Origin of the sequence: Amycolatopsis sp. H20-H5, assembly GCF_035828755.1 — a bacterium.
GTDB lineage: Bacteria > Actinomycetota > Actinomycetes > Mycobacteriales > Pseudonocardiaceae > Amycolatopsis.
Genome location: NZ_JAYMZS010000111.1, coordinates 12,174 through 29,264 on the forward strand (window position 1 = coordinate 12,174; position 17,091 = coordinate 29,264).

Annotated in this window: 16 protein-coding genes; 3 read left to right on the forward strand and 13 right to left on the reverse strand. The window is 66.3% G+C overall.

Annotated elements, in window-relative coordinates; all coding sequences use genetic code 11:
- Positions 1-357 precede the first annotated feature (357 nt).
- Positions 358-1,098, reverse strand: a complete 741-nt coding sequence (locus tag QMK34_RS37965; RefSeq protein ID WP_326419606.1) for an alcohol dehydrogenase catalytic domain-containing protein — start codon at positions 1,096-1,098, stop codon at positions 358-360.
- Positions 1,099-1,179: 81 nt separating this feature from the next.
- On the opposite strand from QMK34_RS37965, the gene QMK34_RS37970 reads away from it, so the two are divergent.
- Complete coding sequence (locus QMK34_RS37970) at positions 1,180-1,965, forward strand: TetR/AcrR family transcriptional regulator (protein ID WP_326419608.1); 786 nt, start codon at positions 1,180-1,182, stop codon at positions 1,963-1,965.
- An 80-nt stretch (positions 1,966-2,045) separates the two neighbouring features.
- On the opposite strand, the gene QMK34_RS37975 is transcribed toward QMK34_RS37970, so the two are convergent.
- Positions 2,046-2,870 carry an HARBI1 family protein gene (locus QMK34_RS37975; protein WP_326419609.1) on the reverse strand — a complete coding sequence of 275 codons (825 nt, stop codon included), beginning with the start codon at positions 2,868-2,870 and terminating at the stop codon, positions 2,046-2,048.
- Positions 2,871-3,068: 198 nt separating this feature from the next.
- Between QMK34_RS37975 and QMK34_RS37980 the strand changes: the two genes are divergently transcribed.
- On the forward strand, positions 3,069-4,196 hold the full coding sequence (locus QMK34_RS37980; protein WP_326419611.1) for an FAD-dependent monooxygenase: 1,128 nt from the start codon (positions 3,069-3,071) through the stop codon (positions 4,194-4,196).
- A gap of 225 nt (positions 4,197-4,421) precedes the next feature.
- Here QMK34_RS37980 and QMK34_RS37985 read toward each other — a convergent pair whose 3' ends face one another.
- The 6 genes from QMK34_RS37985 to QMK34_RS38010 form a co-directional block, all read right to left on the reverse strand.
- Positions 4,422-4,571: a hypothetical protein gene (locus QMK34_RS37985; RefSeq protein WP_326419612.1), complete on the reverse strand. Its 150-nt coding sequence runs from the start codon at positions 4,569-4,571 to the stop codon at positions 4,422-4,424.
- A 245-nt stretch (positions 4,572-4,816) separates the two neighbouring features.
- Positions 4,817-5,602 (reverse strand): methyltransferase domain-containing protein, encoded by a 786-nt coding sequence (locus QMK34_RS37990; protein WP_326419613.1) that lies wholly within the window; start codon positions 5,600-5,602, stop codon positions 4,817-4,819.
- A 173-nt stretch (positions 5,603-5,775) separates the two neighbouring features.
- Positions 5,776-6,951 carry a cytochrome P450 gene (locus tag QMK34_RS37995; RefSeq protein ID WP_326419614.1) on the reverse strand — a complete coding sequence of 392 codons (1,176 nt, stop codon included), beginning with the start codon at positions 6,949-6,951 and terminating at the stop codon, positions 5,776-5,778.
- A gap of 46 nt (positions 6,952-6,997) precedes the next feature.
- On the reverse strand, positions 6,998-7,957 hold the full coding sequence (locus tag QMK34_RS38000; protein WP_326419615.1) for a hypothetical protein: 960 nt from the start codon (positions 7,955-7,957) through the stop codon (positions 6,998-7,000).
- 53 nt (positions 7,958-8,010) lie between these two features.
- Entirely contained in the window at positions 8,011-9,141 is a 1,131-nt protein-coding gene (locus tag QMK34_RS38005; protein WP_326419616.1) for an NAD(P)/FAD-dependent oxidoreductase, read from the reverse strand.
- Between the two features lie 322 nt (positions 9,142-9,463).
- Positions 9,464-10,300, reverse strand: a complete 837-nt coding sequence (locus QMK34_RS38010; protein ID WP_326419617.1) for a helix-turn-helix domain-containing protein — start codon at positions 10,298-10,300, stop codon at positions 9,464-9,466.
- 146 nt (positions 10,301-10,446) lie between these two features.
- On the opposite strand from QMK34_RS38010, the gene QMK34_RS38015 reads away from it, so the two are divergent.
- Complete coding sequence (locus QMK34_RS38015) at positions 10,447-11,685, forward strand: MFS transporter (RefSeq protein WP_326419618.1); 1,239 nt, start codon at positions 10,447-10,449, stop codon at positions 11,683-11,685.
- 274 nt (positions 11,686-11,959) lie between these two features.
- Here QMK34_RS38015 and QMK34_RS38020 read toward each other — a convergent pair whose 3' ends face one another.
- From QMK34_RS38020 to QMK34_RS38040, 5 genes are all read right to left on the reverse strand, one after another.
- The gene (locus QMK34_RS38020; protein ID WP_326419619.1) at positions 11,960-12,133 is read right to left on the reverse strand and encodes a hypothetical protein; all 174 of its coding nucleotides are present in this window, start codon (positions 12,131-12,133) and stop codon (positions 11,960-11,962) included.
- A gap of 308 nt (positions 12,134-12,441) precedes the next feature.
- The gene (locus QMK34_RS38025) at positions 12,442-13,155 is read right to left on the reverse strand and encodes a response regulator transcription factor (RefSeq protein ID WP_326419621.1); all 714 of its coding nucleotides are present in this window, start codon (positions 13,153-13,155) and stop codon (positions 12,442-12,444) included.
- A 619-nt stretch (positions 13,156-13,774) separates the two neighbouring features.
- Entirely contained in the window at positions 13,775-14,437 is a 663-nt protein-coding gene (locus QMK34_RS38030) for an SGNH/GDSL hydrolase family protein (protein ID WP_326419622.1), read from the reverse strand.
- A gap of 40 nt (positions 14,438-14,477) precedes the next feature.
- A complete protein-coding gene (locus QMK34_RS38035; RefSeq protein ID WP_326419623.1) occupies positions 14,478-16,001 on the reverse strand; it encodes an FAD-dependent oxidoreductase in 1,524 nt (507 codons plus the stop codon).
- A gap of 580 nt (positions 16,002-16,581) precedes the next feature.
- On the reverse strand, positions 16,582-16,869 hold the full coding sequence (locus QMK34_RS38040; protein WP_326419624.1) for a VOC family protein: 288 nt from the start codon (positions 16,867-16,869) through the stop codon (positions 16,582-16,584).
- Positions 16,870-17,091 lie beyond the last annotated feature (222 nt).

Here is a 17,091-nt window from a genome sequence, read left to right on the forward strand (position 1 = left end):
CGCTTCGATTGTGCAGGACCGATACGGGCGGCTGACAACGTCCAACCGGTTAGACGTTGGAAACGATGTTTCCTCACGTCGGTTCTGTCGACGTTGTACGGCATTGATGGTGCGCAGGTCAGCGCCGACGCCTCACAACGCTGTTCAGGCCATTTCTGTGCTTGTTGTCAGCTACTGGGATTTCGACAAGTACGGCCCTGCGATGTCAGAGGGCTCGCAGGGCGGTGGCCAGCTCGTCGGTTGTGGTGAAGGCCAAATCGCCTTGGTCGTCGAGGGCGCGGTCGATGAGCTCGGCGAGCCGCGCTGGCAAGGGGCGTCCATGGTCGTTTATCGGCACTGGTGGGGTGCGTTACGCCGTCAGATACGGGTCCTGAGCAAGCTGACGATGCCTGGAATGGGAACAGTGTGCTGATATACGCCCAGCAGCACGACGCGACCACCGGGGCGCGCGAGCTCGGCGCACCGAGTGAGACCGGCCTCGCTGCCCGCGGCGTCGATCACGACGTCGTAGGCACCTGCCGCAGTCCCGGCTTCCAGGCGCTCCGCTGCAATCCGTTGATGCCTGTGGCGCACCTCGACGTCGACCTCGAAGCCGCGCTGCCGCGCCGCGGCCGCGGCCAGCAGTCCGACGCTGCCGCCGCCGACGACTGCCACGCGCTCCCCTGTCTCGAGTGCCGCGCTGCGGACGCCGTGCCCGGCCACTGACGCGGGCTCCACCAGGCACGCGTCGCGCACGTCCAAGCCGGTCGGGAGCCGGACGAGCATGCTTTCGGGGACCGTCATGGCATCGCACATACCACCGTCCCGGAATATGCCGAGCGTTCCCTGCTCCGCGGCGCCACATCGCTGGACGTGTCCAGCGCGGCATTGGCCGCACTCTCCGCAGTGAACCGTGGGTTCGACGGCGTAGGACCGGCCGTCCGCGGCGGTGCCGGCGAACTCATGGCCATAGGTATAACCCTGGACGCCGCCTGCCGCGAAGTTGACGTCGGTCCCGCAGATACCCACCGAGGCGACGCTGAGGCGGACACCGGGACCGTTCAGCTCGTCGACCTCAGTCACGAGGATGCCCTGATCGGAGTTTCGTACGGCACGCATGGCGCTTCCCTTCAGCTTCCCTAATGTGAACGATGTTAGCTTAGCCAAGGCGATCACCGTTCGCATAGCTATAGTTGTCTCGTGCGCGAACCGATGACGACAGCCGGGGCCGGTGAGCCACCTTCGACGAATCCCCGGAAAAGCCAACAGGCGGAACCGAGGCCGGGAACGGCGGCCTGGTGGCTTGCCCGGGAGAACGAGCCCGCGCGACAGCGACGGCGCAGAGCACTGACCGTCGGGGCCATCCTCGACGCGGCCATGGCCCTGCTTGATGCGCGCGGGGCGGCCGCGCTGACTATGCGCAACGTCGCCGAGGCGCTCGACTGCTCGCAAGCGTCGCTCTACCGCCACGTGCGCAACCGCGAGGAGCTGGTGACCCTCCTTGTCGACCGAGCGGTCAGTGTGGCGAGCGCGAGTCCGCCCGACGACGCGGACTGGGCCGAGAAGGCAGCGTGGTCCGCACGCCTATTCCGCGAACACCTGCGCAGACATCCCGGCGTGGCCTCGCTCCTTCGCGGGACCGAGCGGCTCGGCCCCAACTCGCTGGCCGGGGTGGAGTACGCTCTCGCGCTGTTCATCGGCGCGGGCTTCAACCCCAAGCTCGCGTCCGCCGCCGCATCGTCGCTGGCCACCTTTGTCATCGGCTCGGTACACTTCAACCTCGGCCTCGACGCACAGGATTCAGACGAGAACAGCTATCGGCGGCTGTTGTACCGTTCGCGAGACGCCACGGCCATGCCGCTGCTCGTCAAATACGCCGACATCCTGGCGAATGTCGGCAGCGACGACGAGTTCGAAGTCGGTCTCAACGCGTTGCTGACCGGATTCCGTGCCTTGATTGAGAACGCGGACGTCACACCCGGCTAGTGTCCGGGCAGCTCAGGCACTCCCGTTCAGTGGGGCTTTCCGCGTAGCTGCCCGTGGCTTTGTGTGATCAATCTTGTTGATCATGTGGTGCGGTGGTGTTCGTGGTGGAGCAGGACGAGTGCGGCTGCGACGATGGTGCCGAGGCGCCAGGGGCAGCCGCGGTTGCGGCGTAGGGCTTTGTAGGTGGTTTTGAGTAGTGAGTTGGCGCGTTCGCCGAGGCAGCGCAGGGCGCTGTGGAGGGCGTTGTAGGACTGTTGGTCGATGGTGAGTACGCCGTTTTTGGGTTTCTTGAACGGGATGGTGAATGTTTCGGGTTCGCCTTCGTAGCCCAGATCGGCCAGGGCGTGGGTGCCGTCGCTGATCCAGTCGGTGATCCGGGCCAGCAGGTCGGGGTCGTCGCGGGCGGCGCTGGTGTCGTGTTCGCGGCCTGGTCGCACGTCGGAGGTCCATAGTGGCCACCCGTCCGGGGCGGAGACGACTTGGATGTTCCCGCCGTGGTGGTGGTGCTTGCCCGACCACCACAGGTCCACGCCCTTGGTGGGGCCGGGGGTGGAGATCCGGTCGGTGTGGATCAGCGTGCCGTCCACGATCACATGCGAGTGACCGGCCGCCTTCGCCGCCAGCAATGCCCCGCGCAGGGACGGTTTGCGTGCGGCGAGCACCGCGATGCCCTCATCCCGGTAGCTGCATGCGGTGGACACCGCGATGCCGTTGTCCCTGGCCAGAGCCGACATCCGGGTGTCGTCCAAGAACCAGCGCAGCACCAGAACAGCATGTTTGTAGGTCCCCAGTGCACGCCGCCCCGTGCGGGTACCCCGCCGCTGACGCTCGGCGTGCAGCAGAGCGGACAGGAACAGAACACTGTCCTCGGATACTTCCAGGACAGCGGTGTATGCGATACTCATCAGGCGCAGAACCTCTATGAAGTTGATCTGTGGTAGGACCACCTTCATACCGGGGTTCTGCGCTTTTCTGTTGCACCACACCAAGTTTGGCGTGTCAGTAGCCGCCAACCACATCCGCTACTCAACGTGACCAGCCGTTACGCGGAAGGGCTCAGTGAGTCACCTGACCGAGCAAAACACCGAAATCTGGAGGTCACCATGAATGTGCTCATATCGGGCGCAAGCGTTGCCGGACCCGCTCTGGCGTACTGGCTGCATCGCCACGGTATGCAGACGACTATCGTCGAACGCGCGCCGGAGGTGCGCCCCGGCGGCCTGCCTGTGGATTTCCGCGGCACGACGATGCGAGTGCTCGGCGAGATGGGCGTCCTCGACGAGTTGCGGGCGCACGCCACCAACTCCGGCGCCAGAACCGTCGTGGACACGAACGGGAACCCCGTCGGGACAATGCCGAAGGAGATCTTCGCGGGCGAATTGGAGGTCCCGAAGGCCGACCTCACCCGAATCCTGTATGACCTGACCAAGGACAACACCGAATACGTCTTCGGCGACTCGATCAGGACTCTCACCCAAGACGCGAGCGGCGTACGCGCCGAGTTCGAACACCACGCGCCGGGAACGTTCGACCTGGTCATCGGCGCGGACGGCCTGCACTCGCAGGTGCGTGCTCTGGCGTTCGGCCAGGAGACGCACTTCACCGATCCCATGGGTTACGCGTTCGGCACGTTCAGCACGCCCAACTACCTGAACCTGCGCGACACCGGTTTCTTCCACCTGGCGAGTGACCGCGCAGTCGCCGTCGACGTGGTCCGGGACGACGGCGAAGTCATGGTGTTCTTCATGTTCCCCGCACAGGGCGTGCAGAGAAACCGTGACGCTCAGCAAAGCGCGATCCGCACGGCGTTCGAGGAAGTCGGCTGGGAAGTACCGGCACTGCTGGAGGCGATGCCGAAGGCGACGGGCTTCTACTTCGACGAACTGAGCCAGGTCACCATGTCGTCGTGGTCGACCGGCCGGGTGGCACTGGTGGGCGACGCCGCCTTCTGCGTATCGCCCATGTCCGGCCGTGGTACTTCACAAGCGCTGCTGGGCGCCTACGTACTGGCCGGCGAACTATCCACTCAGGACACTTTTGAAACAGCGTTCGGAGAATACGAGCACGCCCTGCGTGACTACGTCGCGACGAATCAGAAGGCGGCCAGGATGGCACCGGCGGCGTTCTCCGCAGCGCCATTGACGCAGGACGTGCTCGACGAGATGGCAGCCGCGAGCAAGGGCGTGGACTCGGCGGACAACGTCACGTTGAAGGACTATTCAAACCTGTGACGTCGCACGATGACCTGGCGTGTGCGCTGTCCAGCACCATTCGCGCCGCCCAGCTCAGGCACATCCAAATCAGGTATCACAGTCACTGAACGCTCCAGAACCAGGAGCTCACCGAGCCGTCTTTTCGTTGTGCCGGAAAGCGTCCACAGTGGATCGCGCTTCGAATACCGTTCAGTAGGTGGCCCGTCGTCGCACCGGAGGCGCTCATCGGCAGGGCCGCCGCGGTCAGAGGCCGATGGTGTCCGCGAGGCCTGCGACATGGGCACGGAGGAACGCTTCCTTGTCGCTCAACGTGTCCGCCGCGTACTGGCCGAGCTCCTGCCCTATCTCACGGCTTCGGCGTGGCCGCAGCGGTGGCTGGACAAGACCGTCCACTTGCGCGCCCCTGTCGCGATTCGACGGCGGGCTCGCGGTCACTCCCCAAGGCGGGAGGCGAGTCCTCGCCTTGTGGGGCTCAGGTGGCCTGGACGTCAGTGCCGAGGACATCGGTGCCGCCGCGGCCGCCACCCCCGAATGGCAGTGGGAGGAACCACAACAGTCAATGAGGTTGCCGCGTATCCCCGAAGAACGGGGGCGCATTTCGTGGCATTCCGAACGCCAATGGGCGAAACCGAGCGCGGTCAACGCCTGCCCCAGGCGGAGATCAGCGGCGCGGTCGCCAGGTCGGGCAGCCGCCCGCCCGCCAGGTTGGCCCGGTGCCGGTCGATCTCCTCCCGGGTGGCCAGACCGGCCGCGATCAGCCGGTCGGCCACCTGCTCCACGGTGGCCAGCTCCAGCGTCACGCAGGCCGGGTCGGTGATCGGGAAGAACCCCTCGGCCCCCACTTCGGTCAGCCCTTCGGCGCGAAGCAGCCGGGGAAGCGTGCGCCCATAACCGAGGTCGGCGTCCCGGCTCGCCATCAGCGAGCGGAATCCCGCCCGCAGCCGGTTGGCCAGTCGTTGCTCGGGGCCGTACTCATCAAGGCAAATCAGCGGCTGCAGCCCCGGGTCGGCTTCCTCCAGCAGGAGCCAGCCGCCGGGGCGCAGCGCACCGGCCATGGCGCGCAGGGCGGCCTCTCGAGCGGGCACGTGGGTGAGCACAAGGCGGGCGTGCACCAGGTCGAACTCACCGGCCGGGGGCGGTTCGGCTCCGACGTCGTGCCGGAGGACCTCGACCCCCGGCTCGGCCGAGGCCAGCCAGGCGGTGTCGATGTCGGTGGCGATCACCCGGCCGCGCGGCCCGGCTCTGCGGGCCAGCCAGTTCGGGATCGTGCTGCCACCGGCGCCGATCTCCCAGCACCGCCAGCCCTCGGTGACGCCCAGCCGGTCGAAGTGCCTGCAGGTGACCGGGTCGAGCAGCCGTGCCAGGGCGGTGAACCGCTCACCTGCCTCCGGCTGCCGGTTCTCCAGGAGATAGCCGTCGCCCATCGACCCAGCCTAGGTGGTCGGTCTGGCGGTGGCGAGGTGAGCCGGGGATCACCTGGGGACTCAGGCGCGGCGACGCGGGCGTCCACCGGCCAAGTGATCAGCGCTACTGCGAACCGGGACTCAGCCGACCGCCGTGGGTGCCGCGCAGTGCGGCACCCACGGCCTCCGACGTCCTATCTCGGCCGACCTGCCGGTGCCACGAGCGTGTCGAGCGAGACGACGTAGTCGATCATCTGCTCCTGAGTCCGCATTGGACGCTCCGGATCGAAGTTGATCTCTTCGAAGGTCTCGACCACCCTCTCCAAAACGACACGCCCGAGCGTACGCACCAACGGCAGCCCCAAGCAGATGTACATCCCCTGCCCGAAGGTCAGATGCGGGTTCGGCGACCGTGTGATGTCGAACCGGTGCGCCTGCGGGAACTGCGCCTCGTCGAAGTTGGCCGCCGAATCCCAGACCACGATGTGGCTACCCGCTTTGATCTCGTGCCCGCCCAGTTCGGTGTCGTGCCGGGCGCTGCGCCAGAGGTTGAACCACGAGAAGTCGAACCGCAAGACCTCCTCGATCGCTCCGGGAATCAGCGAAGGATCACGTCGCAGGGCCTGGTAGAACTCCGGATCGTCGCAGAACCTGGCGAAGGTGTAGGACAAGAACAGTGACAGCGGCGCGTTGCCCGCGGTCACCAGGTCCAGACACATGTGAATGATCTTCTCTTCCGGCAGCCGGTCGTCCTTGGCCCGCGCCGCCAGCAACGCGCTCATCAGGTCGTCGGTCGGCTTGTGCTTGCGCTCGTCGAGCTGCTCGGTGAGCATGCCGACGACTTCGGCGTGATCCGGCTGGAAGATCCCGACCAGCTGGCCGAACATCTGGTCCGACCACTGCCGGAAGCGCCCAGGGCCGGGGATCTGCAGCCCGAACACGTGCTCGACCACGTGTTCCATCAACGGGTAGCCCAGATCGCCGAGGACTTCCAGACGCCCGGAAGCCAGTGCGGGCTTGAGCAACGCGTCGACCATCGGGGCGAAGTCCGACGCGTGGCCTTCGATGTTGCTCGGGACGAACGAGCGGGCCACGAAGCCGCGCAGGAAACGGTGCTCCTGGATGTCGGCCCGGCCGAATGAGAAGGGTAGCCCCAGATGGGTCTTGTTGGTCACCGAGAAGGTTTCCGAGTCCTTCAGCACCCGCTGGACGTCCTCGTACCGGAACACCTCCCACATGTTGTAGTCCGCACGGTGGCGCAGTGGCTCGACCCGGTGCTGGTGCTGGAACCAGGCGATGCGCTCGTCGATCGAGTCACTCAGATCGGGAAACAGCAGATCCCTGGTCGGTCTGCTGGGGGTACTGGTCACGTCTTGTCTCCCTAGGTCTTTGGTGCGTGTCCGCCAGGGCCGGCGGTCAGAGGCGTTCCGCGGTGATCCAGATGAGCTCCTTCGTGCGGAATGTGCTTTCCCAGACCGCCTGGCCGACCTTGGGCAGCCGGTCGAGGTGTTCGTCGATCACTTTGCCGAGAACGGGACCGCGCAGGGTTTCCGTCGTCGGTCCGTATTGGACGATGAGCTTGTTCCCGGTCGCCTGGCTGAACCGGAGCCTGCCGGGCGGCGCGTCGCAGATGAACTCGGTCACCGGCGTCGGCGCCACGCTGACCAGCGGCGCCCATGCGTACATGGACTCGCCACTGACCACCGCGTGGTCCTGCAGCACCGTGAACGGCAGGCTCGCGAGGAAGTCCTCGCACAGCTGCTCGTTGAGGTCGCACGCGAGCTCGGCGTCGACGCTCAGGCCGAGGGGCTCCCAGGTGAGCCGAATGGGAATGCGCCGGGACGGCTCCTCCTCGACCCTGACCGGCGCGGGCACGTACTCCTGCCGCAGCGCGAGCTCGCTCGCGTGGTAGCGATAGTGCTCGCCCACATGCCACGGGAAGTAGTGGTGCGACCAAGCGGTCAGCCGGTTGACGTATTCGGTGAACGTGGCCAGCCTGTCCACGAGCTCCCGGCGGTCCGTCACAGGGTTGCCGACTCGGCTGGCGTAGTCCGCCAGCATCGGGAAACCACTGTAGCCGAGGTAGTTGCTGTAGATCGGGTCCCACGTCTGGAAAACCGTCAACACGTTCTCGACGGGCAAGCTCTCGTCGTGTGCCATCCGCACCAGCTGGTACAGGTTCATCGAATAGTCGCGAACGATGCCGTTCGCGAAATCCCACGTGGTGAAGTACTGGTCGTAGGACCCTGGGGCCTCCGTGAGTGTTCCGGTGCGCATCTGCCGGATCTCCGACGGCTCCTCGGCCGCCAGCTTCCGGGTGAATTCCTTGAGTTCAGAAAATACGGATTCGTTGAGCTTCGGGCATGCGGCAGACATTATTCCCCCTATAGCCATATAACGGTATATTTCCCCACCAGTGTGATAAATTGCTACGCAGCCAACCGAAGACGATCAGGTGAACAGTCACGCAGGAGCGAATGAACCTCTCCGGTGAAGATCTGAGTGGCCAGCGTTCGACCGATGAACGGAGCGAGAATGACGCCACTGTTGGCGAACGCCTCGTAGTAGCCGGGCACGGTGGACAACGGGCCGACGCTGGGCATGCCATCCGCTGGGAACACCGCGGTGCCGATGCGTTTCTGATCGACCGTGGACGCTTTCAGTGCCGGAATGGTGCGGTAGGCGCGGCCGAGAAGATCCTCGACATTGTCGCGGCCGAGATCGGACTCGGTTTCGCCGGTGAGAACGGAATCGACCTGTTCGGACCGCACTCGCACCCGGCCAGGACCGGCAGGACGGGCGTGTAGTTCCGCTCCGCGCAGGACGTGCCGCAGCGGATCACCATCGACGACCAGGTCGATCACGAGACTACTGCGGTCGGCAATCCCGCGGAGCATGGGAGCCCCGAGACTCGCGGCCACGGCAGGAGCCCGCGGTCCGGCCGCGTTGACGACGGCATCGACCTCGATGCGTTCCCCGTTGTCCAGCCGGAGCGCGACCACTCGTTCGCCGCGGACCTCGATCTCCCGCACCGCAGCGTTCGTGAAGGTCAGCTCGCCGATGGATCTCGCCGCATCGAGCACCGACGAGACCATGCCCGGCCCGTCGATCCAACCCTCCTCCGGCAGCAGCGCAACCGGCGTCTGGGTGGGCGAGAACGAGACGGCAGGCTCCAGCTCCTGGTTCACCTTCGCCGCGTCACGCCAGCTGATGCGGTAGCCCCAGGATTGGAGTCGTTCGATTTCCGCTACGAAAGGGCGGGCGCTGACGCCGCATGTGCCTTCGGAACCGGCCCATGCCAGGCTGCCTGTCGGATGCCGCCACGGGGCTGAAGCGAACTGTCCGGCGAAATGGGTGTGCTCCATGATTCCGGTGTGGCTCAGTTCGAACCGCTGATATGTCGGTTGCTGGTAGGCACTCAATCTCGCAAAGCTGACGTCTGTGGTGAGCCCCCCTGGCCGACCGCGATCCACGCAATGTACGCGCACGCCGCGTTGCGCCAGAGATAAAGCCACGCAAGATCCAATTGCTCCAGCGCCTATAACTCCTACGGTGATCAAATTCTCCCCTTTTTGAGGGTATACGCCATCACACTAACTGCAAATACTTCCCCCAGTTGAGCCCCCAAGCCCAGTAGCTCCCATGATAGCCAAAGATCGAAAAGCCGAACTAGTCCAATCGAGTGATTTCACATGAGCGGCATTTATCCTGCATTTGAGCGCTCATTTTACGCCACCGACTAAGACGGTTTATTTATCCATAATTCCGGCACGTCACAATGAAAACCCCCTGAATTGTCTTTATTCGATCAAAGTCGCACGCCGTTGTGCCGGATCGGAACGAATAGCGGGACGCATCAGCGCTGAGCAGCCCCGGAACGTCTCACGAGATGGAACGCAAACGCCCGGTGGACTGGCGGCCTAACTGCTCGACAGTCCGGGCCGTTTGATCGTCCACGGGCAGGAAGACGACGATTTGCTGATCGTCGGCGGGTAGTTCGAGCGTCTCGCGCGTCAGCCGCAACTCAGGGCCTGACGGATGTTTGAGCCGTAGAACGCCACGTCGCGGCACCTGGTGCCGGTTCAGCCGGCGAGTGAATTCGGAACCCGCGAGGGGAATGAGCTCGGCGGTGAGCCATTCGAGATTCTCGACGGAGGGCGCGAGCCACAGGTCGAACGCCTGCTCGTCAGCGATATCGTCCCAGTCAAGGAAAAGGGCACGTGCCCGAGGATCAGTGAAGACATAGCGCGTGATGTTCGGCGGGTCCCCGTCGAGCAGTCCGGTTCCCTTGGTGACCGCGGCGTAGGTACTGGTGTGGGCCAGGACGTCGCCCAGCCGGTTGGTCACGATGGCGAGCCCCTGTTCGAGCATGTGCAGTGTGTCCATAACGGACGGTCGAATCCGCCGGAGCGGCGGCGCGGGCTTGAAGTGGGCGGAACATTCGTCGCTGGTGATCTTCGCGAGGTAGCGTAGGTGGTTACGCTCCGAGGCGGCGAGGCTCAGCGAATCGGCAATCGCGTTCACGACCGCGGTCGACGGATTGCGGTCGCGCCCCTGCTCGATGCGGGCCAGGTATTCCACGCTGATGCCCGCCCGAGCGGCGAGATCCAGACGGCGTAGTCCTGGTGACCGGCGACGGCCGCGGTCCGGCAGTCCCAGGGAATCCGGCTGGATAGCGTCGCGTTTGGCTCGGATAAAGTCCCCCAACGGCGTACCCATGACCATCACGGTACCGTGCCACTCGCTGAGCGCGCACTGATCAGGGTCGCCCTGTGAGGGCCCGCCTAACCGCGGCCTGGTTGTCGCCGCGGTAGAGGTCGACGATGTCCGCATGAAGACAAAGTCACGCGATGAGGCCTGCTGACATGAGTTCCGCACCGGACACACAGCAGCCGACGCGGCGTTCCGGCCAGGCGTTGCTGATCTTGGGCCTGCTGGTGGTGGCGGCGAACCTGCGGCCGAGCCTGACCGGTGTCGGGCCGTTGCTCGATCGCGTGCAGACGGACCTGGGGCTCTCCCCAGCCGTGGCCGGCCTGCTGAACACGTTGCCGTTGCTGGCGTTCGCGGCGGTATCCCCGATGGTCCCGCGGCTGGCCGCACGGCGCGGACCCGAGCGGGTTCTCGGGGCCGCGCTCGTGGTGCTGGCACTGGGGATCGCGATCCGCTGGGTCCCGACGACGGGCAGCCTGTTCGCCGGAACCGTGCTGATCGGGGCGGGCATCGCGGTGGGCAACGTGCTGCTGCCGAGCCTGATCAAGCGCGACTTCCCCACCAAGGTGAGCCTGCTGACCAGCGCATACGCCACGGTCATGGGTGGCGTCGCGGCAGTGGCCTCGGGGGTCGCGGTACCGATCAGCGAGGTCGCGCCTGGCGGGTGGCACACCGCGTTGGGCTTCTGGATCGTGCTCGCACTGGTCGCCATCGCGCTGTGGCTGCCCCAGCTGCGGAGGACCCCGCCACCGGTCTCGACGACGGTTCGCGGCGGACACCGGCTGCCTTGGCGATCGGGTCTGGCATGGGCGGTCACGGCGTTCATGGGACTGCAGTCACTGGGCTTCTACGTCATCGTGACCTGGCTTCCCGGGGTGGTCCAGGACACGGGCTTCACTCCCGCGGCAGCGGGATGGCTGCTGTTCTTGTTCCAAGTCGTCGCGGTGCTGACCAGTTTGGCCGCGCCCGCGTTGCTGCGCCGGGCACGTGACCAGCGCGCGCTGGCGATGGTGAACTCGCTGATCTTGCTCGCCGGTTACCTCGGACTGCTGATGGCGCCGGAATGGGCCGTGGTGTGGACGGTCATCCTCGGGCTGGGTGGCGGCGTCTGCCTGGTGCTCGCCTTGGCCTTCCTCGGCCTGCGCGCCCAGGACGCGGCCGGAGCGGGCGCGTTGTCGGCGATGGCACAGTCGATCGGTTACCTGCTGGCAGCGATCGGGCCGGTGCTCTTCGGGCTGCTGCACTCCGTCAGCTCCGGCTGGCAGGTACCGCTGATCCTGATGTGCGTCGCCGCGGCCGGTCAGGCCATCGTCGCGACGGTGGCAGGCAGCGGCACAGTACGTTCTCCCGACGACCACCAGACACCCGATCACACCCCTTCGTCCGCACGGTGAGGGCGCACAAACCTCATCGCACCGACAGGTGATCAACTGCTGGCGGCGAACCTGTGGGTCATCGACTGCCAGACGTGCGACCAGCCGCTGGGCCCGCGGCGCCCGGCGCTGACGATCATGGAGCACGAGGGGGTCGCCGAAGCCGCTTTGCACCACCCCGGGTGCCAGCGGTCCCGATGGGGGCAGACAGATCACCTGCCCCGGTACGCGCGTTCTCCGAGCTGGCGGTCCGGCGGGTTCATGCTGCCTGACGCGGGCTTGCTGGCCTGCATGGTCAACCCGTCGTGCGAGGCCGTCCTGTTGGCCGCCACCGCGAACGGGTGGCGCTTGGGCGCGCACCCTCGCGCAGCACGAGCATCGCGAGCACGGCCCGCTGCTGCGGCGAGCCGAGCGGGATCTCGGCCTCCCCCTGCCAGGCCCGAAGCCGGCCGAGTATCTCGAGATGCAACAGTCCACCCCGACAATTTGTCACCGTCACCAAACCAGCCTGCCCCAATTCGAACCGGCAGCGCACATGTGCCGAATGTGAATTAGCCGACTACAAGTGGATCAGGGACTTTCGGTGAGCAGAAATGTCCGAACTACGTCGCGGGAACCCGATACCGGACGGAACTACCCTGCACCTGCGCCGAATTGATCCCGCGGGCATTATCCGGCATTTTTCGCCGAAAACGCCGCACCGAGGTGCTTCCGGCCAGCAAGTCTGTCCGAAAGTCCCTCAGCGGAGTCGGCTCCACCTTCGCGCGCGTCCTGCGGCTAGATCACCGCGGTACGCAGCGCGAAGGCGACCGCGTGCGCGCGGCTGTGGAGGCCGTAACGAGTCATCAGGCCGTGGAGCACGTTCTTCACCGTGCCCGCCGAGTAGCTCAGTTCGGTTGCGATCTCGTCCGTTCCATAGCCGTCGGCCAGCAACCGCAGAACGTCCCGCTCCCGCTCGGACGGACCGGACAACGTGAGTCCGTGGGGCTCCAGCACGTCTTGCCGCACCCGCTCCAGCCGGTTCAGCAGCCAGCCCTGCAGCCGGGGCGACAACAACGCCCCGCCCTGGCTGACCGCGAGGGTCGTGCGCACCAACTCGGCACCTTCGGTGTCGTCCAGCGGCAGCATCGCTGCCATGCCGCACTCGATCGCCGTCAGCAGCGCATCGGGCAGAGTCCGCTCGGTGACGATCACGCAGCGCGGCGGCGACTCGCGCCGAGACGAGGCTCGGACCTCGCGCAGGAAGGCGAAAATGTCGTAGCCAAGGAACTCCTCCAGCACCACGATCACGTCAGCCAGCACGAAGTCGTCTTCGGCGACCACGGTCAACCGCTCATCGGCCCCCAGAATGCTCGTCGCGCCCAGTTTGGTCATCGGATCCGAGGCGTAGACGGCAACGGCCGCGACCTTGGCCGCCGAATCACCGGCCGTCAGCTGCGGACTGGGGCAAGGAAAGAAGCCGTCGATGGTGATTTCAGTGATGGCACACACTCCTTTCTCCTGGTTCATCAATTGCAACCGATTTCGGCGATCGGCTCTGGCGTAGCCGTACTAGAAGCCACCATCTCGCGGCCGTCCAGAACGTGTTGAGCCCGGTTTCCAGGCCTGTCGTGTACTCACAGACGGGCCGTACCCCCAAGAGCACCCGGATGCCGACGGGCACCATCGCCGCGGCGGAACGCCCACTGTGCAGGCGCCGCGTGCCGTCGACGGCGAGGCCGAACCCGCCGCGATGAGCAACACCGCACTCACGGTGATCGCCTGATCCCGCCGGGTTCTCGTCGTACCCGGCTCTTGCGACAAGCCATGGACATCCAGCATTGTGGGTGCATTAACAGCCATAGAAGAGCACGAGTCCTTGCGCATTTCAGGACGAATTCAGGACCACTTCACGGGACGACACACGTGAGGTCGAAACACACGACGCGAAACTTTGCGCTCCCTCGTCGTCGTGACCGTGTACTGCTTCCTTACCGGCTCACACCTACCCCTTAGGCCCGTTCATCGAGCAGATCGAGGATGTGCTTTCAGCCTGGCAGCGGTTTGTCCAGGTACCGTCATGATCATGTCTTGGTTTCGTCACAAGCAGCGCTGATACCCCGCACCCCGGTTACGCGACCAGGCGCAGCCAGGCCGTCGCGAGTGCGGCGTGACCGGCAGGCGTCGGGTGCACGCCGTCCGCGGACCAGTACTCCGGCCCGGTCGACGCGGCGAGCCCGGCGAACAGGTCGTCGGCGGCGAGCATGTCCGCGTCGTACTTGACGGCGAGCTCGTGCACGACCTGGATCCTCTGGTCCAGATCGGCGCGCCATTCCTTCCGGACCTCCTCGCCGACGCGCGTGTCACCGGCTTCGACGTCGCCACGAACGGGCAGGAGGAACGGTTCGATGAGGATCAGCTCAGTACCGGCCTCGGTGAGGGGCGCGAGCAGGCGGTCATACCCGGCCGCGTAGTCCGCCGCGGTAATCACGTGGCCGTCCGGGTCGAGCGTGTGCCAGCCGACGTCGTTGATGCCGACGAGAATCGACACCACGTCCGGGCGCGCGTCGAGCACGTCCGCCTGCCAGCGGGCTTCGAGGTCCATCACCTTGTGGCCGGCGATCCCGGAGTTCAGCCAGGTCACGGCCCGGTCCGGGTGCCGGAGTCCCCACTCGTCCGCGATGCGCAGCGGGTAGCCGACCTCGCGGCCGTCTTCGCTCTCGAACCGCTGGGGGTCGGTGATCGAATCGCCGGTGAACAGCACAGTGCTGCCCGCTCGGAGGGTGATTGTCATTCTGTGCTCCAGGAACTCGGTCGGGAAAGGGATGGCTGCGTCAAAGCGACGGACTGCCGAACCACTGGCCGGCGGCCCGCTCGAACGCGCCACAATCGGGGTCGCGGTCACCGGCCCAGAGGACTACGCCGTCGGGCCGGACAAGCACCGCACCGAAGCCGAGGGCGTTTCTCGCCGGACCGGCCACGTACCGCATCCGGTTCTCCCAGCCCCTCGCCGAACCTCGCAGGCACCGGTCGACACTGAAGTCGAGCACGACGCCGCGTCCGGCCTGCAGCAGGTCGCCGAGGCGAGTGCCGTCCTCGAGACGGAAGTCCGGGGCGTTGCGGCCGGCCAGCGGCAGGTCGCTGCCGAGGTCGTAGCGGATCGACGAGCCCGAAATCTTCTCGAACACGTAGGTCGTTCCGTCCCGGGTGTCGAGCAGGTCGCGAATCAGTCGTTGGATCGCCTGGGCGTGCGGGTCCGGCTTCATGGCGGCGGCCTGCGCGCGCGTCCAGTCGAGCACCCACGCGCCGATCGGGTGACGCTCGCGGGTGTACGTGTCGAGAAGGCCGTCCGGCGCGTGCCCCCGCACGGTCGCCGCGAGCTTCCAGCCCAGGTTCATGGCGTCGCCGAGTCCGGTGTTGAGGCCCTGCCCACCCAGCGGGGAATGGATGTGGGCGGCGTCGCCCGCGAGCAGGACGCGGCCCTGCCGGTACGTCGTCGTCTGCATCGCCCGATCGGTGAAGGTCGACGCGAGCCGGACGTCGCTGAGCGTCACATCGGTACCGGACACGCGGCGCAGCACCGCCTGAAGATGTTCGCGAGTCGGCTGCTGCGAGCGATCGAACGCGCCGCCGTCGAAATCCATCATGCTGATGTGCCCGTCCGTGGTGGGCGGCCGGACGTACATACCAGTCGGCGTCAGCGTGAACCCAAGGCGCAGTTTCTCGGGATCGGCGATGGTGGCGAGCGCGACGTAGCCGGTGAACTGCGGCTCGGTACCGACGAACTCGAAGCCCGCGAGCCCACGCACCGCGCTGCGTCCGCCATCGCAGCCGACGACCCAGCGCGCCGCGTACTCGTGCTCACCGGCGCGGACGACCACGCCGGTCTCGCCCTGCGCGATGCCCGAGACCGTGACGCCGCGCCGGATCTCCACCCCGAACTTGCCTGCCCGCTCGGCCAGCACGGCCTCGACCGCTTCGAGGCTCGCCATCACGGCGTCCGTCGCCGGGCTGGGAAGCCGGAACCGCGGAGCGGCGGCGTCGACCTTGGCCGGATCGAGCCTCATCCCGGCGAAATGGCCCACCCCGCGCGGGACCGACGGCCGGTCCGCGTCGGGATCCTCGGTGCCGCCCGCCGCTGTCAGCAGCTGGTGCAGCATCCCGCGGCGGTAGAACGCCTCGACCGACGCGGCGGACAGCCCCCGGCGCCCGAGCGGGGCCGTCCGCCAAGGCGAGCCGGGCTCCGTCTCCCGCTCGAGCACCAGGACAGAGCAGCCTGCCTGGCCAAGTTCACCGGCCAGGAACAGCCCGACCGGTCCGGCCCCCACGATCACCACGTCGTGCACGAGCTCGCTCATGATGTTTCCCGCCTCTCCCGTCGTGGGCCACGTTCGGCCCTCGACGGCAAGACTGGCGTGGACCGCTGGCACGGCCCGCACACGCGACTGAGGCACCACTGAGAAGGCGTCCGGAAACTGATGTCATGGCGTCCAGTTTGGTGCCTAGGGCCACGTTGACTGACGGGGACTTTCACATGGTCTGTTCTGGTGAAGGGGACTTTTGCAAGGTTGAGTGGAGGGTAAGTCCCCTTCAGTCGCCACCCCAGGCTTTGCCGTGTGCCCTGATGGGAGCCTTCACGGCGTCTAACGCCGTCATGGTGGCCTTCAGGGGCTCACATGAAACGGTCATGATGGTACAAAAGGGGCGAATGGGTAGACTTTTCGTCCTTGGTGGAGGGTAGGCGGCTTCGAAGGACAGGTGCCCGAGGCTCCGAGCGGCGGCTGCTGCGACAGTTCTCAGACGCGTTCTGAGACACCATTGAGACGCCACTGAGCCACGCCTGACAGCGTGCTGTCAGGCGTGCCCTGCTCATCCGGGGTGCGCTGTCGCGGGGTCCGTCGGCGGCTACCGGCTGGACGTGGATCGCGCCAGCGTCGGCTATCCCGCGTCGAAGCACAGGCAGAAGGGATGGCCCGCCGGGTCGAGAAGCACCCGGACCTTCTCCTGGGGCTGGACGGCGGCGACGGGTCGCGCCCAGCGCGACCGCCTCGTCCAGATCGCCTCGTCCAGATCGCCGACCTGGAAGTCGAGGTGCATCATCGGGCGCTGCTCGCCCTCGACCGGCGGCCAGGCCGGGACTCGATAGCCCTCCGCCTGCTGGAACACGAAGAACGGCGCCTGCGGGGAGACGGCGACGCCGGGGTCCGGCGCTTCGATCGTGAACATCTCCTCCGGCGCGAGATTTCATATCCGGCAGCGCCGAGGGGAAGTGACCCAGATCCGGATCACTTCCCCTGAGGTCTTGCGCGAGCTCGTACGGTTCTAGTACTACAGGGCTAGATCTCTAGCATCTGGAGGCGGAGGCGTCGTCTGAAGTGGCTTCTTCGTGCGTCTGCCTGGTGTCCGCGTCGCCAGGCAGACGCACGGAGGCCCTGGTCGATGACGTGA

Coding starts and splice junctions, on each gene's coding strand:
- QMK34_RS37975 (WP_326419609.1), bottom strand. CDS start 2,870: ATGAGTATCGCATACACCGCTGTCCTGGAAGTATCCGAGGACAGTGTT.
- QMK34_RS37990 (WP_326419613.1), bottom strand. CDS start 5,602: ATGGGCGACGGCTATCTCCTGGAGAACCGGCAGCCGGAGGCAGGTGAG.
- QMK34_RS38000 (WP_326419615.1), bottom strand. CDS start 7,957: ATGTCTGCCGCATGCCCGAAGCTCAACGAATCCGTATTTTCTGAACTC.
- QMK34_RS38030 (WP_326419622.1), bottom strand. CDS start 14,437: ATGACAATCACCCTCCGAGCGGGCAGCACTGTGCTGTTCACCGGCGAT.
- QMK34_RS38040 (WP_326419624.1), bottom strand. CDS start 16,869: ATGTTCACGATCGAAGCGCCGGACCCCGGCGTCGCCGTCTCCCCGCAG.
- QMK34_RS38035 (WP_326419623.1), bottom strand. CDS start 16,001: ATGAGCGAGCTCGTGCACGACGTGGTGATCGTGGGGGCCGGACCGGTC.
- QMK34_RS38010 (WP_326419617.1), bottom strand. CDS start 10,300: ATGGGTACGCCGTTGGGGGACTTTATCCGAGCCAAACGCGACGCTATC.
- QMK34_RS37965 (WP_326419606.1), bottom strand. CDS start 1,098: ATGCGTGCCGTACGAAACTCCGATCAGGGCATCCTCGTGACTGAGGTC.
- QMK34_RS37980 (WP_326419611.1), top strand. CDS start 3,069: ATGAATGTGCTCATATCGGGCGCAAGCGTTGCCGGACCCGCTCTGGCG.
- QMK34_RS38015 (WP_326419618.1), top strand. CDS start 10,447: ATGAGTTCCGCACCGGACACACAGCAGCCGACGCGGCGTTCCGGCCAG.